This window comes from Pseudomonas viridiflava (assembly GCF_001642795.1).
Lineage (GTDB): Bacteria > Pseudomonadota > Gammaproteobacteria > Pseudomonadales > Pseudomonadaceae > Aquipseudomonas > Aquipseudomonas viridiflava.
The window spans coordinates 559,313-573,694 of record NZ_LKEH01000017.1 but is presented as its reverse complement, the minus strand read 5'-3'; the positions used below and the strand labels follow the sequence as shown (position 1 = coordinate 573,694).

Below are 14,382 nucleotides of genomic sequence, written 5' to 3'. Positions count from 1 at the left end.
TCAGCCTAGTCAGGCATCGTCTGCGCTACGCGCAGACGATGCTTGTTCTGGTTTTTACACACTCTGGGCCAGGGATGGCTCATTTGCGGCGACCCCCGAATCAGTGTCAGGACGAAGGAACCCCGGCGAAGCCGGGGCCGGAACCGGAGCTAAGGACTTTGGCTACTTTGGTCCCTCAAAGTAGCGCGCCGTAAGGGCGCAAAGGTGACCTGAGTCGGGCGCCCGGCTCNCTCAGTCTGTGCCATTTGTGACGCGGAGCGTCACGGGAGGCATGCCCACGCAGAGCGATGGGCACGATCAGGGTTGAGGCAGACTCGTGTATCGCGATGAGCGCGATCAGGATCTAGACGAAATGGCTCCTACTTGAACCGCCGCTCAACCCCTTTCTCCACCAGCACCTTGGCGGAGATTTCTTCCACCGAGAAATGGGTGGAGTTGATGTTCGGGATATTCTCCCGGCGAAACAGACTCTCCACTTCCCGCACTTCGAATTCACATTGCGCAAAGCTTGAGTAGCGACTGTTGGGTTTGCGTTCGTGACGAATGGCCGTCAGGCGATCCGGGTCGATGGTCAGGCCGAACAGTTTCTCGCGATGCTGCTTGAGCGCAGCGGGCAGTTGCAGGCGTTCCATGTCGTCTTCGGTCAGCGGATAGTTGGCTGCGCGGATGCCAAACTGCATGGCCATGTACAGGCAGGTCGGGGTCTTTCCACAGCGCGAGACACCGACCAGAATGATGTCGGCCTTGTCGTAGTAATGCGTGCGCGCACCGTCATCGTTATCCAGTGCGAAATTAACCGCCTCGATGCGCTCCATATAGTTGGAGTTGTGACCGATGGAGTGCGATTTGCCCACCGAATACGAGGAGTGTGAACTAAGCTCCAGTTCCAGCGGCGCCAGGAAGGTCGAGAAAATATCGATCATGAAGCCGTTCGACGTCGCCAGAATTTCCCGGATGTCCTGATTGACGATGGTGTCGAAGATGATCGGCCGTACCTCGTCCTTGTCGGCGGCCTTGTTGATTTGTTGTACCATCGCCCGCGCTTTCTCGACGCTGTCGATATAGGGCCTGGTGAACTTGTTGAACGTGATGTTTTCAAATTGCGCTAACAGGCTTTGCCCAAGGGTCTCGGCCGTGATGCCGGTCCCGTCGGAGATGAAGAAAGCGGATCGTTTCATTTGCGCCCCTGGCCTTAAGCAGTTGACGATTTCTGGATATCATAGGCGCGCTTGCGGGCCCTGAGGGTCTGCATTCTCGCCTATTTTGACGGTTCGGGTTCGCGCCTGTTCCGAAACGCCTGCGGTCGCGTTGCCGTGACCCCGGTGAATGAGCTTTTCCCAACAATAAACACAGTTAGTGGAGAGATCACCTTGGTAGAGTACGTAGTTTCCCTCGATAAGCTCGGCGTCCATGATGTGGAGCATGTGGGAGGCAAGAACGCATCCCTCGGCGAAATGATCAGCAACCTCGCAGGCGCTGGTGTCTCAGTGCCTGGTGGTTTCGCGACTACGGCCCAGGCCTACCGTGATTTTCTCGAGCTCAGCGGTCTGAACGATCAGATCCACGCAGCTCTGGATGCTCTTGATGTCGACGACGTCAACGCCCTGGCCAGAACAGGCGCGCAGATTCGTCAGTGGATCATGGAAGCCGAGTTCCCCGAAAAGCTCAACGCCGAGATTCGCACTGCGTTTGCCGCGCTGTCGGCAGGCAATCCGAATCTGGCCGTTGCCGTGCGTTCTTCCGCCACCGCCGAAGACCTGCCTGATGCTTCCTTCGCAGGGCAGCAGGAAACCTTCCTGAACATCCGTGGCGTCGAGAACGTCATTCGTGCCGCCAAGGAAGTGTTCGCCTCGCTGTTCAACGACCGCGCCATTTCCTACCGAGTGCATCAGGGCTTCGATCACAAGCTGGTCGCACTCTCCGCTGGCGTGCAGCGCATGGTCCGTTCCGAAACCGGAACCGCAGGCGTGATGTTTACCCTGGATACCGAATCTGGCTTTCGCGACGTGGTGTTCATCACCGGCGCATACGGGCTGGGTGAAACGGTTGTGCAGGGCGCGGTCAATCCGGACGAATTCTACGTACACAAGGACACCCTGGCCGCTGGCCGCCCTGCGATCCTGCGTCGCAATCTGGGCAGCAAGGCCATCAAGATGATTTACGGCGAAGAAGCCAAGGCCGGTCGTTCGGTCAAGGTGATCGACGTCGAGCCTGCCGATCGTGCGCGTTTCTGCCTGACCGATGCCGAAGTGTCCGAACTGGCCAAACAGGCGATGATCATCGAGAAGCACTACAAGTGCCCGATGGACATCGAGTGGGCCAAGGACGGTGACGATGGCAAGCTCTACATCGTTCAGGCGCGTCCTGAAACCGTGAAGAGCCGCGCCTCGGCCAACGTCATGGAGCGCTACCTGCTCAAGGAGACCGGCAAGGTGCTGGTCGAAGGTCGTGCAATTGGCCAGCGTATCGGCGCGGGCAAGGTGCGGATCATCAAGGACGTGTCCGAGATGGACAAGGTCCAGGCCGGTGACGTGCTGGTCTCCGACATGACCGACCCTGACTGGGAACCGGTCATGAAGCGCGCCAGTGCCATTGTCACCAACCGTGGCGGTCGCACCTGCCACGCAGCGATCATTGCGCGTGAACTGGGCATTCCGGCCGTGGTGGGTTGCGGCAACGCCACCCAACTGCTGCAGGACGGGCAGGGCGTGACGGTTTCCTGCGCCGAAGGCGACACCGGTTACATTTTCGAAGGCGAGCTGGGTTTCGACATCAAGACCAACTCGGTCGATGCCATGCCCGAGCTGCCGTTCAAGATCATGATGAACGTCGGCAACCCGGACCGCGCGTTCGATTTCGCCCAGTTGCCCAACGCCGGTGTCGGCCTGGCGCGTCTGGAGTTCATCATCAACCGGATGATCGGCGTGCACCCCAAGGCGCTGCTCAACTACTCGCTGCTGCCGCCGGAAATCAAGGACAGCGTCGACAAGCGCATCGGCGGTTACGACGATCCGGTCGGCTTCTACGTCGAGAAGCTGGTCGAGGGCATCAGCACCCTGGCTGCCGCGTTTACCCCGAAAAAGGTCATCGTGCGTCTGTCGGACTTCAAGTCCAACGAATACGCCAACCTGATCGGCGGCAAACTGTACGAGCCGGAAGAAGAAAACCCGATGCTGGGTTTCCGCGGTGCATCGCGTTATATCAGCGAAAACTTCCGCGATTGCTTCGAGCTGGAATGCCGTGCCCTCAAGCGTGTACGTGAAGACATGGGCCTGACCAACGTCGAGATCATGGTGCCGTTCGTGCGCACCCTGGGTGAAGCGAGCCAGGTCATCGACCTGCTGGCGGCCAACGGCCTGAAGCGCGGTGAAAACGGTCTGCGCATCATCATGATGTGCGAGCTGCCGTCCAACGCGATTCTGGCTGAAGAGTTCCTGGAGTACTTCGACGGGTTCTCCATCGGCTCCAACGATCTCACGCAGCTGACCCTCGGTCTGGATCGTGATTCGGGCGTCATTGCGCACCTGTTCGACGAACGCAACCCAGCGGTCAAGAAGCTGTTGTCCAATGCCATTCAGGCCTGTAACAAGGCTGGCAAGTACATCGGCATCTGCGGTCAGGGGCCTTCCGATCACCCGGATCTGGCGCGCTGGCTGATGGATCAGGGCATCGAGAGTGTTTCGCTCAACCCCGATTCGGTGCTGGAAACCTGGTTCTTCCTGGCAGAGGCGCAGGCGCCGGTCTGATGTGACGCGAAAAAGCCCTGAGCCGTCTTGTGGTTCAGGGTTTCATCAAAAAAAGGCGGTTTTTTCGGAGACCGCCTTTTTTATGCGCCTCACGGCGCACCCACACGCAGTTTCATACAGTCTGTCAGAGGCGACCCGATGCCTTTGAATTTCCGAAAAAGAGCAATATGCAAAGCAGCAGCCACCTATTTCCCGTTGCCTTGATCAGTGCCGAGCGTCGTGGTGATCTGGTCGAGGATGTCTACCGCCTCAAACCTGCCAACAGTCCTGACCCGAGCGTCGAACTGGCCGTGACCCGCCTGGGTCTGGTCGATCAGGCTCATGGACGCGGTATCCCGGTCATTCTGGTACACGGCAGTTTTTCCAATCGCAGGTTCTGGTATTCGCCCAAGGGTATTGGTCTGGGACCGTTTCTGGCGCGTGCCGGTTATGACGTCTGGATTCCTGAAATGCGCGGACACGGGCTGTCGGCGCGCAATCAGAACTATCGCGGCAATTGCGTGGCCGATTACGCCCGCTATGACGTGCCAGCAATCGCTGCCTTCGTGGGCGAGCAAAGCGGACAAGTGCCACACTGGATCGGCCATTCGCTGGGCGGTACCACGCTGGCTGCAGCACTGGGTGGCGAATACCTTGGTGTCGAGAGCGCGGCGTCGGTGGCACTGTTCGGCAGCCAGATCAGTCGCAGCTACTGGCCGCTGAAGATTCCGCCGCTGCAATGGTCCAGTCGTCTTCTGCTCAAGCGTTTCGAGCATGTATCGGGTCCGCGTTTCAAGCGCGGCCCGGAAGACGAGCCTATGGGCATATTGCTTGAAAGCATGCGCTGGCATGGTCTGTTCGGGCGTTTCGGTGATCGTCACGGTGACTGGTGGGCAGGCTTGAAAGCCGTTCAGGTTCCGTTGTTGGCAGTGGCGGCAGTGGGCGATCACCAGGATCCGGTATGGGCCTGTCGAATGCTGTTCGATCAGGTGGGCAGCGAACTCAAGCAGTTTCTCTGCCTGGGCCGCGAGCATGGCTTCAACGAAGATTTCGGTCATGTGCAGATGCTGGTCAGCAAGGGCGCGCAGCAACAGGTATGGCCCCGAGTGATCGATTGGCTGCGCGAGCGGTCTGCTGAACAGACAGCTGAGCTTCAGGTGGCAGTAGGCAGTTAGCGGTTAAAGTCGCTATAAAGACACTGCACTGCGCAGCACGCTGATCTGCACCATTCTTGAGTCCATGCCTCAATGACAGGAGTTGACCTCATGCACTACCTCACCCCCGATCTGTGTGACGCTTATCCGGACCTGATACAGGTTGTCGAGCCGATGTTCAGCAATTTCGGTGGACGCGACTCGTTTGGCGGCCAGATCATCACCCTCAAGTGTTTCGAAGACAACTCACTGGTCAAGGAGCAGATTGCTCTGGACGGCAAGGGCAAGGTCCTGGTGGTTGACGGCGGCGGTTCGCTGCGTTGCGCAATGCTGGGCGATATGGTCGCCGAGCAGGCCTCGAAAAATGGCTGGGAAGGTCTGCTGATCTACGGCTGCGTGCGCGACGTGGACATGCTGGCCCAGACCGACCTGGGCGTGCAGGCGCTGGCCAGCCATCCGAAGAAAAGCGAGAAGCGCGGCATCGGTGAGCTGAACGTGCCGGTGACCTTCGGCGGTGTGACCTTCAAGCCGGGCGATTACCTGTACGCCGACAACAACGGCGTGATCATTTCTCCTTCCCCCCTGACCATGCCGGAATAAGCGACGACTCAATGTTCGATGAAGCAAATGCGCAGTGGGGGCTGGTTCATGCCCTCGTATTGGATGGTAAGGGTGGGGCGCGCTTCATCGCTCGGACCGAGCTTCAGGACCTTCAGATGCAGCCGCAGGAAAGCCTGTGGCTGCATTGGGATCGCAGTCATCCGCAGACCCAGACATGGTTGCGCACCGCCAGCGGCCTGAGCGAGTTCGCCTGCGATCTGCTGCTTGAAGAAAATACCCGGCCGCGTCTGCTGGCGTTGCCGGACGAGGAATTGCTGCTGTTTCTGCGCGGCGTGAACCTCAATCCCGGCGCCGAGCCGGAAGACATGGTTTCGGTGCGGATTTTCGCAGCGGCGCAGCGGGTCATCTCGTTGCGCCTGCGGCCCTTGCGCGCCACCGAAGAACTGATCGAGCTGCTTGGCCAGTCCAAAGGCCCCAAAACGGCGTCGGAACTGATTCTCTATCTGGCCCAGTACCTGACCGACAAGGTTCAGGATCTGGTGGGCGAGCTGACTGAGTCGGTCGATGAGGAAGAAGAAAAGACCGACGCCGACGAACGGTACAATCCCGAGCATGGCAAGTTGCTGCACATCCGCCGCCGTGCGGCAGGTCTCAGACGTTTTCTGGGGCCGCAGCGCGATATCTACGGCCAGCTTTCACGTATCAAACTGACCTGGTTCGACAATGAAGACGCCGACTACTGGAACGAGTTGAACAACAGCCTGACCCGTTACCTTGAAGAGCTTGAACTGACCCGAGAGCGAGTCGGGCTGCTGCTTGAGTCCGAAGACCGGCGTCTGCGCGAGCACATGAATCGCACCCTGTACCGCTTCGGCATCATCACCGGTATCTTCCTGCCCATGAGTTTTCTGACCGGCCTGCTGGGTATCAATGTCGGTGGCATTCCGGGGGCGGAAAATCCCTATGGTTTTCTGGTCGCGTGCGGCCTGATCGTCGCGCTGGCGGCAGGGCAGTGGTGGCTGTTCAGACGGTTGCGTTGGGTATAAGGCTTATACTTATATGTTTTTTCATGAAGCGTTTGTGACTCACCCGCAAAGCGTCACGTCTTTGACTTACATTGCGTGAGGTGCCTGATGCACGATCCGTTTGAAGAATCTTTACGTGACATGCTTAACTCGTCATCCTCCAGCCGGGACGACGATGCATGTCTGGGGCGAGTCCTGAAAACCGCCAACCGCCAGGTCGGTGCCGGTGTGTTGTTCGGGCTGCTGGGCCGTTGGTCCGAGGCGATGATGATCGCGCTCAACAATGGTTCTGCCCATGTCGCTCCCGTTTCCCGTCGCACCGGATCTGGTGCCCGTTCTACCGATAAGGCTGATTGAGCATGGAATTGAACCTCTGGACGCAGAGCCTTCTTGCTGCAATGACTGCATTGTGGACCAAAGTTGCAAACTTCATCCCCAACCTGTTTGGCGCGCTCGTCGTGGTGGTGCTCGGCTTTGCCGTAGCCAAGCTGCTTGATGCGCTGCTGTCCAAACTGCTTGCCAAGCTGGGGCTGGATCGTCTGGTCGGCGGCACAGGGCTGACCAAGATCATGGGGCGCGCCGGCGTCAAGGTGCCGATCTCTACACTGATCGGCAGGATCGTCTACTGGTTCGTGTTGCTGATTTTCCTGGTATCCGCTGCAGAGTCTCTGGGTCTGCAGCGCGTATCGGCCACGCTCGACATGCTGGCGCTGTATCTGCCTAAGGTGTTCGGCGCGGCACTGGTGTTGCTGGTCGGTGTACTGCTCGCACAACTGGTCAATGGGCTGGTGCGCGGTGCGGCTGAAGGCGTTGGCATCGATTACTCCGCCGGACTTGGGCGAATAGCCCAGGGGCTGGTCATTATCATCAGCATTTCTGTCGCGATCAGCCAGCTGGAGGTCAAAACCGACCTTCTGAACCATGTGATCGTGATTGCCTTGCTGACCGTTGGTCTGGCGGTCGCCCTGGCATTGGGCCTGGGAAGTCGCGAAATTGCAGGTCAGATCATCGCCGGAATTTATGTGCGTGAACTCTATCAGGTAGGCCAGCAGGTGCAGATAGGCGACACCGAGGGGCAGATAGAGGAAATCGGTACGGTCAAGACGACCCTGCTGACAGACGAAGGGGAGCTGGTTTCTTTTTCCAACCGCATCCTCCTCGATCAGAGAGTAAGCAGCCGTTAAGCGGCTAACCTGCTAATCTATGCCGCCAAGTTGCCGGAAAGGGCTGTGGCGGACATTGACCTGACTGTCGGCAAGATTCGTTTTGAATAAACCTCAACCGCTTTCAACGCGCTACGATCCACACGAGCTCTCGGATGAGGAGCTGGTGGCACGCGCCCACGTCGAGCTCTTTAACGTGACGCGGGCGTATGAAGAATTGATGCGTCGCTATCAGCGGACACTTTTTAACGTCTGTGCACGTTATTTAGGGAACGATCGCGATGCTGACGATGTCTGTCAGGAGGTGATGCTTAAGGTGTTGTATGGCTTGAAGAATTTCGAGGGTAAATCGAAATTCAAGACCTGGCTCTACAGCATCACGTACAACGAGTGCATCACTCAATACAGGAAGGAACGGCGTAAGCGTCGCTTGATGGACGCTTTGAGTCTGGATCCGCTTGAGGAAGCGTCGGAAGAAAAGACGCCCAAACCTGAAGAGCGGGGCGGTCTCGATCGCTGGCTTGTGCATGTGAACCCGATCGATCGGGAGATTCTGGTGCTGCGATTTGTCGCAGAACTGGAGTTCCAGGAGATCGCAGACATCATGCACATGGGCTTGAGCGCAACGAAAATGCGTTACAAGCGGGCGCTTGATAAACTACGTGAGAAATTTGCAGGTATCGTCGAAACTTAACGGCGAGCAAATATCTCTAACGAACTGGCAAGGTCTGGTAGACTTGCCGACGAGTTGTCCCCAGTTATGCGGGACTGCTTTACAATCATCAGATGGGGATTTAACGGATGAAACTGAAAAACACCTTGGGCTTGGCCATTGGTACTATTGTTGCCGCAACTTCTTTCGGCGCTCTGGCACAAGGCCAAGGCGCGGTCGAAATCGAAGGCTTCGCCAAGAAAGAATATTACGATAGCGATCGTAACTTCAAAAACGACGGCAACCTGTTCGGCGGCTCCGTTGGCTACTTCCTGACCGATGACGTTGAACTGCGTCTGGGCTACGACGAAGTTCACAACGTCCGTAGCGACAGCGGCAAGAACATCAAGGGCGCCAACACCGCTCTGGACGCTCTGTACCACTTCAACAACCCGGGCGACATGCTGCGTCCATACCTGTCTGCCGGTTTCTCTGACCAGAGCATTGGCCAGGACGCTCGTGGCGGCCGTGACGGCTCCACCTTCGCCAACATCGGCGGCGGCGCGAAGCTGTACTTCACTGACAACTTCTATGCCCGTGCAGGCGTTGAAGCTCAGTACAACATCGACCAAGGCAACACCGAGTGGGCGCCAAGCGTCGGTATCGGCGTTAACTTCGGTGGCGGCAGCAAGAAAGTTGAAGCAGCACCAGCTCCAGTAGCTGAAGTGTGCTCCGACAGCGACAACGATGGCGTTTGCGACAACGTTGACAAGTGCCCAGACACCCCAGCAAACGTAACCGTTGACGCTGATGGCTGCCCAGCCGTTGCTGAAGTGGTTCGTGTTGAGCTGGACGTGAAGTTCGATTTCGACAAATCCGTAGTCAAGCCTAGCAGCTACGGCGACATCAAGAACCTCGCTGACTTCATGCAGCAGTACCCACAGACTTCCACCACTGTTGAAGGTCACACTGACTCCGTCGGTCCTGACGCTTACAACCAGAAGCTGTCCGAGCGTCGTGCAAACGCCGTTAAGCAGGTCCTGGTCAACCAGTATGGCGTTGGTGCTAGCCGCGTAAACTCGGTTGGTTACGGCGAATCCCGTCCAGTTGCTGACAACGCAACTGAGTCTGGCCGCGCAGTTAACCGTCGCGTAGAAGCAGAAGTAGAAGCCCAAGCTAAGTAATTAGCCGCTTGTACTGAAAAGCCCGGCTCAGGCCGGGCTTTTCTTTGTCTGCGATTTGAGCGTGCAGCGCATGCTGGCGGGTAGGCAATAAAGCTGGAACTCAGCCAGCCTGCTGCTGAAGATCATTCAGCAATGTCTGATTCAAGACTTCTTGGTTGCCTGCGGCGACTGCGCCGATCACCAGAATGGCAGGGCTCTTCAATTCGAACGCAACGGCATCACGCTGCATGTCCGCAAGGGTGCTGCGGCATTCACGTTGCGATGGCAGGGACGCGTTCTCGATCATCGCCACCGGCATGTCCGGGCTCATTCCTCCCGCCAGCAGGTTCTCATGAATCTGTGGCAGCTTCGCCACGCCCATGTACACCACCATTGTCGTGCCGCTTTGCGCCAGAGCCTGCCAATTGAGGCTGCTGTCGTCCTGAGTATGGGCGGTGACCAGCGTCACACCACGGCTGATTCCACGTAGCGTCAGCGAGATACCGCATTGCGTTGCGCCCGCCAGGCCTGCGGTAATGCCGTTGACCAGCTCCACCGTCACGCCACGCTCCTGCAACCAATCCGCCTCCTCACCGCCACGGCCGAAGATGCACGGGTCACCGCCCTTGAGGCGCACCACGCATTTACCCTGTCGCACGTAGCGCAGCATCAGGCGATGGATGAAAGCCTGTGGCGTCGAGCGACAACCGCCGCGCTTGCCGACCGGGATAACCCGTGCAGCAGGACAATGCTCAAGCACAGCGGGGTTGACCAGATCATCGATCAACACCACATCCGCCTCATGCAAGGCCCGCACGGCCTTGAGCGTCAGCAATTCGGGATCACCCGGGCCTGCGCCCACCAGCCAGACTTTTGCGCTCATGCTGTGTTCCTCATTCAGTGACCATCACGGTGTTGATCAGTCTTTTTATTTCAGGGACGCAGGAACCGCACATCGTCCCGCAGCCCAATTGTTTCTTCAGTTGATTCAAGTCCAGGCCAGCTTCGATGCCTTTCAGCACGGCGCTCTGTTTGACGTTCATGCAGTTGCACAGGGTCTTGTCGCGTGGCCCGGAGCTGTCTTTGCCGGGTTCGCTGCTCAGTGGTGCGAGCAGCCAGCGGCGCAGCGGTGGATCGACGCGCTCCTCGAGCCACAGCGTCTGCAACCAATGCTGCGCCAGGGTTTCGCCGGCCAGGCGGATGGCGGTAATACGACCGTTGTCGATCCGCACCCGCTTGCCGATGGCGCGCTTGGGGTCGTCGTAGGCCAGTACCGGACCTTCATCGACGCTCAGCAACACATCGATCTGGTGCAGCAGGCTCGCGTCCGGCGCGACAGCGTTTGCAGCTCGAATCACCAAGGCAGGGCGTTCGCGACCGACGAGGCCGAGACTCAGGTAGGTGAACGATCCACACAATGAGCGCAAACGCTCCCATTGCTGCTGCACATCGCCTTCCACCAGCGCAAAGAACTGCCAGGGCAGATCGGCTTTTTCAATCCTGACGCCAGAATGTTTGAGTTCCGGCTGTTTTGAAATCGGGTCATATGCCGGCTGGGTCAGGACATTCACGCCACCCTTGAGGAAGCGATCGCCCCAGTGCATGGGCAGGAATGCCTGGCCGGGACGTACGCTGTCATCGCTGCTCACCGGCACATACAGTTCACCGCGACGGCTGACCAGTTTGATCAGATCGCCGGTCTGCAACGCATGCAGTTGCAAATCTTGCGGGTGCAGACCCAGGACCGCTTCGCTGACGTGGCCGAACAGGCGGGCGGCGGTCCCGGTGCGGCTCATGCCGTGCCATTGGTCACGCAGGCGACCGGTGTTGAGGGTCAGCGGGAATTGAGCATCGCGTAGTTCGCTGGCAGCCACGTACGCCTCGCTCAAGAACTGCGCACGGCCCGATGGAGACGGAAAAATGCCATCCGCATACAGGCGCGGCGTACCGACGCTGGCGCCCAACGGGAATGGCCATTGCTGCGGACCCTGCCGGTCGATTAGTGCGCGATCAATGCCGGACATGTCCAGGTCGCGCCCGGTGGTCAGGCCTTTGAATTCATCGAACAGGGCGGCCGGATTCCTGAAGTCGAACAGGGCGGGCGCTTCGGGCTGCAGCCGATGTTGCAGGCGCTGGGCGAAGTCCACGGTGATCGCCCAATCCGGACGTGCCTGGCCGGGAGCCTGAATCGCCTTTCGCACATTGGAAATCCGTCGCTCCGAGTTGGTTACCGTGCCTTCCTTTTCACCCCAACTGGCGGCGGGCAGCAACAGGTCGGCGAAGCGTGCCGTTTCAGTGGTCTTGAACGCTTCCTGAAGCACCACGAACGGGCAGGTCTGCAGCGCCTCTCTGATTCTGTTCTGGTCCGGCAGTGACTGCGCAGGGTTGGTACAGGCAATCCACAGCGCCTTGATCTTGCCGCTCTGCACCTGTTCGAACAGCTCTATGGCGGACAGACCGGGGTTGGCGGGCAACTGGTCGACGCCCCAGTATTCGGCCACTTCGGCGCGATGTTCCGGGTTGGCGGCTTCGCGATGGCCCGGCAGCAGGTTGGACAGGCTGCCGGTTTCACGGCCACCCATGGCATTTGGCTGGCCGGTGAGCGAGAAGGGGCCGGCGCCAACGCGGCCGATCTGGCCCGTTGCGAGGTGAAGATTGATCAGCGCGCTGTTCTTGGCGCTACCCGCCGTGGACTGGTTCAGCCCCATGCACCACAGTGACAGGAAGCTGGGTGTTTCGCCGATCCAGCGGGCGCAGGTCAGCAGTTGCTCGAGCGCAATGCCGCACAGCTGTGCAACATGCTCCGGCGGGTAATCGCGGACCAGCGTTTCGAGGTCTTCGTAGCCTTGGGTGTGTGCAGCGATGAACGCCTGATCGATCTGGCCTTCGCTCATCAGCACATGCAGGATGCCGTGAAACAGCGCCACGTCGGTGCCGGGCTGAATCGCCAAGTGCAGATCGGCCAGTTCGCACGTGTCGGTACGCCGAGGATCGATGACGATGAGTTTCATCGTGGGTCTGCGGCTCTTCGCTTCTTCCAGACGACGGAACAGAATCGGATGGGCGTAGGCCATGTTGCTGCCGACGATCATCACGCAATCGCTCAGCTCGATGTCTTCGTAGCTGCAGGGAGGGGCGTCGGCGCCGAGGCTGCGTTTATAGCCCGCCACGGCCGATGACATGCACAGCCGCGAGTTGCTGTCGATGTTGTTGGTGCCGATCAGGGCGCGGGCCAGTTTGTTGAACGCGTAGTAATCCTCGGTCAGCAACTGGCCGGAAATGTAGAACGCCACGCTGTCCGGGCCGTGCTCGCGGATGCTGTCGGCGAATACATTGGCAGCGTGGTCCAGCGCCGTATCCCAATCGGTGACGCTGCGGGCCAGATCCTTGCCCAGGCGCAGTTCCGGGAAAAGTGCGCGCGCGTCGATGTCGCCGGTCAGGTGCAGGCTTGAGCCTTTGCTGCACAATTTGCCGAAGTTGGCCGGGTGCTGCGGATCGCCACTGACGCCCAGAATGTTCTGTCCGTCGTGCTCGATCAGCACCCCGCAACCCACGCCGCAGTAGCAGCAGGTGGATGCCGTGATTTGAGTGGTCGGGATCGCCAGGCGGGTCATGCGCACGCCGCCTCGGTTGGAGCGGGTTCGCCGAACATCAGGTGGTTGCGAATGGCATCAATGCCCTGGCCGTCGCGAATCTGTTTCAAGTACCAACTGCCATCGGCGGTGTCGCCGTACAGGCACGCACCCACCAGCACGTCATTCTTGATGACCAGTTTTTTATAGATCCCGCTGATGGGGTCGGACAGGGTGATGCTTTCCGTGCCTTCGCCACCCAGAAAATCACCAGCGGAGAACAGGTCGATTCCCGTCACTTTCAGCTTGGTCGACGTCACTGAGCCCTGATAACGGGCGAAACCCAGCTGCGCAAGGTGATTCGCGCAGACCCTGGCCTGTTCGAACAGTGGTGCGACCAGGCCGTAGGCGATGCCTCGATGGCTGACGCATTCGCCGATGGCGTAGATACGCGGGTCGTAGGTCTGCAGCGTGTCGTTGACCAGAATGCCGCGGCTGCACGGCAGGCCAGCCTGTTCGGCCAGTTCGGTATTGGGACGAATTCCGGCTGCCATCACCACCAGATCAGCGGCGATGACATCGCCGTTCCTGAAGCGAACTGCTTGTACGCGACCGTGATCGTCGCCCAGCAAGGCCTCGGTCTGCTCGTTGAGACGAAAGCTCAGGCCACGCTGTTCAAGCGCGGCCTGAAGCATCAGTCCGCTGGTCTTGTCCAGTTGACGCTCCAGCAGAGTTTGTCCGTTATGGACCACCGTGACCTGCATACCGCGCATGCTCAAACCGTTGGCCGCTTCCAGACCCAACAGCCCGCCACCAATGACCACTGCGCGTTTGTGCGTGGCGGCAGTGTCGATCATTTCCCGGGTGTGGCCGATGTCGCGATAGCCGATCACGCCCTCCAGCGTGTTGCCGGGAATCGGCAGAATGAACGGGCTCGAACCGGTAGCGATCAGCAGGCGGTCGTAATGGGCCTGCGTGCCGTCGTCAGCGATCACCAGACGCTTGATGCGATCGATCCGAACCACGCGCCGGTTCAGCAGCAACTGGATGCCGTTGTTTTCGTACCAGGTCAGGTCGTTGAGCACGATCTCTTCGAACGTCTGTTCGCCTGCCAGCACTGGCGAGAGCAGAATCCGGTTGTAGTTGGGGTGTGGCTCGGCACCGAAGACTGTAATGTCGTACAAGTCTTCGCTCAATTTGAGCAACTCTTCGAGTGTGCGCACGCCGGCCATGCCGTTGCCAATCATCACCAGTTTGAGTTTTTTCATTGTGCCTCCGAGTCACCGTCAGGGTGTGCTCGACAAATTGCGCGCAAACAAAAAAGGCGTCCCGTCAGTTGCCTGACGAGGACGCCTTTGTCCGGTCCC

11 protein-coding genes and 1 pseudogene are annotated in these 14,382 nt (G+C 59.0%); 8 read left to right on the top strand and 4 right to left on the bottom strand.

All coding sequences use genetic code 11. The annotated features are described in order from the left end of the window. Positions 1–359: 359 nt before the first annotated feature. Complete coding sequence (gene ppsR / locus AO065_RS03720; protein ID WP_004885714.1) at positions 360–1,178, bottom strand: posphoenolpyruvate synthetase regulatory kinase/phosphorylase PpsR; 819 nt, start codon at positions 1,176–1,178, stop codon at positions 360–362. A 192-nt stretch (positions 1,179–1,370) separates the two neighbouring features. Between ppsR and ppsA the strand changes: the two genes are divergently transcribed. The 8 genes from ppsA (at position 1,371) to AO065_RS03675 (ending at position 9,464) form a co-directional block, all read left to right on the top strand. Further along, the gene (ppsA, locus tag AO065_RS03710) at positions 1,371–3,746 is read left to right on the top strand and encodes a phosphoenolpyruvate synthase (RefSeq protein WP_004885707.1); all 2,376 of its coding nucleotides are present in this window, start codon (positions 1,371–1,373) and stop codon (positions 3,744–3,746) included. A 167-nt stretch (positions 3,747–3,913) separates the two neighbouring features. Further along, entirely contained in the window at positions 3,914–4,900 is a 987-nt protein-coding gene (locus tag AO065_RS03705; protein WP_004885704.1) for an alpha/beta fold hydrolase, read from the top strand. 90 nt (positions 4,901–4,990) lie between these two features. After that, positions 4,991–5,479, top strand: coding sequence for a ribonuclease E activity regulator RraA (gene rraA / locus AO065_RS03700; protein WP_004885701.1), 489 nt, complete (start codon positions 4,991–4,993; stop codon positions 5,477–5,479). A gap of 11 nt (positions 5,480–5,490) precedes the next feature. Continuing rightward, on the top strand, positions 5,491–6,486 hold the full coding sequence (locus tag AO065_RS03695) for a zinc transporter ZntB (protein WP_004885700.1): 996 nt from the start codon (positions 5,491–5,493) through the stop codon (positions 6,484–6,486). A gap of 87 nt (positions 6,487–6,573) precedes the next feature. Beyond that, positions 6,574–6,822, top strand: coding sequence for a hypothetical protein (locus AO065_RS03690; protein WP_004885697.1), 249 nt, complete (start codon positions 6,574–6,576; stop codon positions 6,820–6,822). A gap of 2 nt (positions 6,823–6,824) precedes the next feature. Beyond that, positions 6,825–7,649, top strand: a complete 825-nt coding sequence (locus AO065_RS03685; RefSeq protein WP_004885692.1) for a mechanosensitive ion channel family protein — start codon at positions 6,825–6,827, stop codon at positions 7,647–7,649. A gap of 82 nt (positions 7,650–7,731) precedes the next feature. Next, a complete protein-coding gene (gene sigX / locus AO065_RS03680; protein ID WP_004885689.1) occupies positions 7,732–8,322 on the top strand; it encodes an RNA polymerase sigma factor SigX in 591 nt (196 codons plus the stop codon). A gap of 107 nt (positions 8,323–8,429) precedes the next feature. Continuing rightward, positions 8,430–9,464 (top strand): OmpA family protein, encoded by a 1,035-nt coding sequence (locus AO065_RS03675; protein WP_004885687.1) that lies wholly within the window; start codon positions 8,430–8,432, stop codon positions 9,462–9,464. A 100-nt stretch (positions 9,465–9,564) separates the two neighbouring features. Here AO065_RS03675 and cobA read toward each other — a convergent pair whose 3' ends face one another. From cobA to AO065_RS03660, 3 genes and pseudogenes are all read right to left on the bottom strand, one after another. After that, the gene (gene cobA / locus AO065_RS03670) at positions 9,565–10,326 is read right to left on the bottom strand and encodes a uroporphyrinogen-III C-methyltransferase (protein WP_004885685.1); all 762 of its coding nucleotides are present in this window, start codon (positions 10,324–10,326) and stop codon (positions 9,565–9,567) included. A 10-nt stretch (positions 10,327–10,336) separates the two neighbouring features. Next, a complete protein-coding gene (locus AO065_RS03665; RefSeq protein ID WP_004885683.1) occupies positions 10,337–13,057 on the bottom strand; it encodes a nitrate reductase in 2,721 nt (906 codons plus the stop codon). A gap of 20 nt (positions 13,058–13,077) precedes the next feature. Beyond that, positions 13,078–14,283: pseudogene (locus tag AO065_RS03660) on the bottom strand (NAD(P)/FAD-dependent oxidoreductase); the annotation flags it as partial. Between the last annotated feature and the right edge of the window lie 99 nt (positions 14,284–14,382).

Excerpts from the sequence above, each read along its gene's own strand:
- ppsR (WP_004885714.1), bottom strand. The coding sequence starts at position 1,178 with ATGAAACGATCCGCTTTCTTCATCTCCGACGGGACCGGCATCACGGCC.
- AO065_RS03705 (WP_004885704.1), top strand. The coding sequence starts at position 3,914 with ATGCAAAGCAGCAGCCACCTATTTCCCGTTGCCTTGATCAGTGCCGAG.
- rraA (WP_004885701.1), top strand. The coding sequence starts at position 4,991 with ATGCACTACCTCACCCCCGATCTGTGTGACGCTTATCCGGACCTGATA.
- AO065_RS03695 (WP_004885700.1), top strand. The coding sequence starts at position 5,491 with ATGTTCGATGAAGCAAATGCGCAGTGGGGGCTGGTTCATGCCCTCGTA.
- AO065_RS03690 (WP_004885697.1), top strand. The coding sequence starts at position 6,574 with ATGCACGATCCGTTTGAAGAATCTTTACGTGACATGCTTAACTCGTCA.
- AO065_RS03685 (WP_004885692.1), top strand. The coding sequence starts at position 6,825 with ATGGAATTGAACCTCTGGACGCAGAGCCTTCTTGCTGCAATGACTGCA.
- AO065_RS03675 (WP_004885687.1), top strand. The coding sequence starts at position 8,430 with ATGAAACTGAAAAACACCTTGGGCTTGGCCATTGGTACTATTGTTGCC.
- cobA (WP_004885685.1), bottom strand. The coding sequence starts at position 10,326 with ATGAGCGCAAAAGTCTGGCTGGTGGGCGCAGGCCCGGGTGATCCCGAA.
- AO065_RS03665 (WP_004885683.1), bottom strand. The coding sequence starts at position 13,057 with ATGACCCGCCTGGCGATCCCGACCACTCAAATCACGGCATCCACCTGC.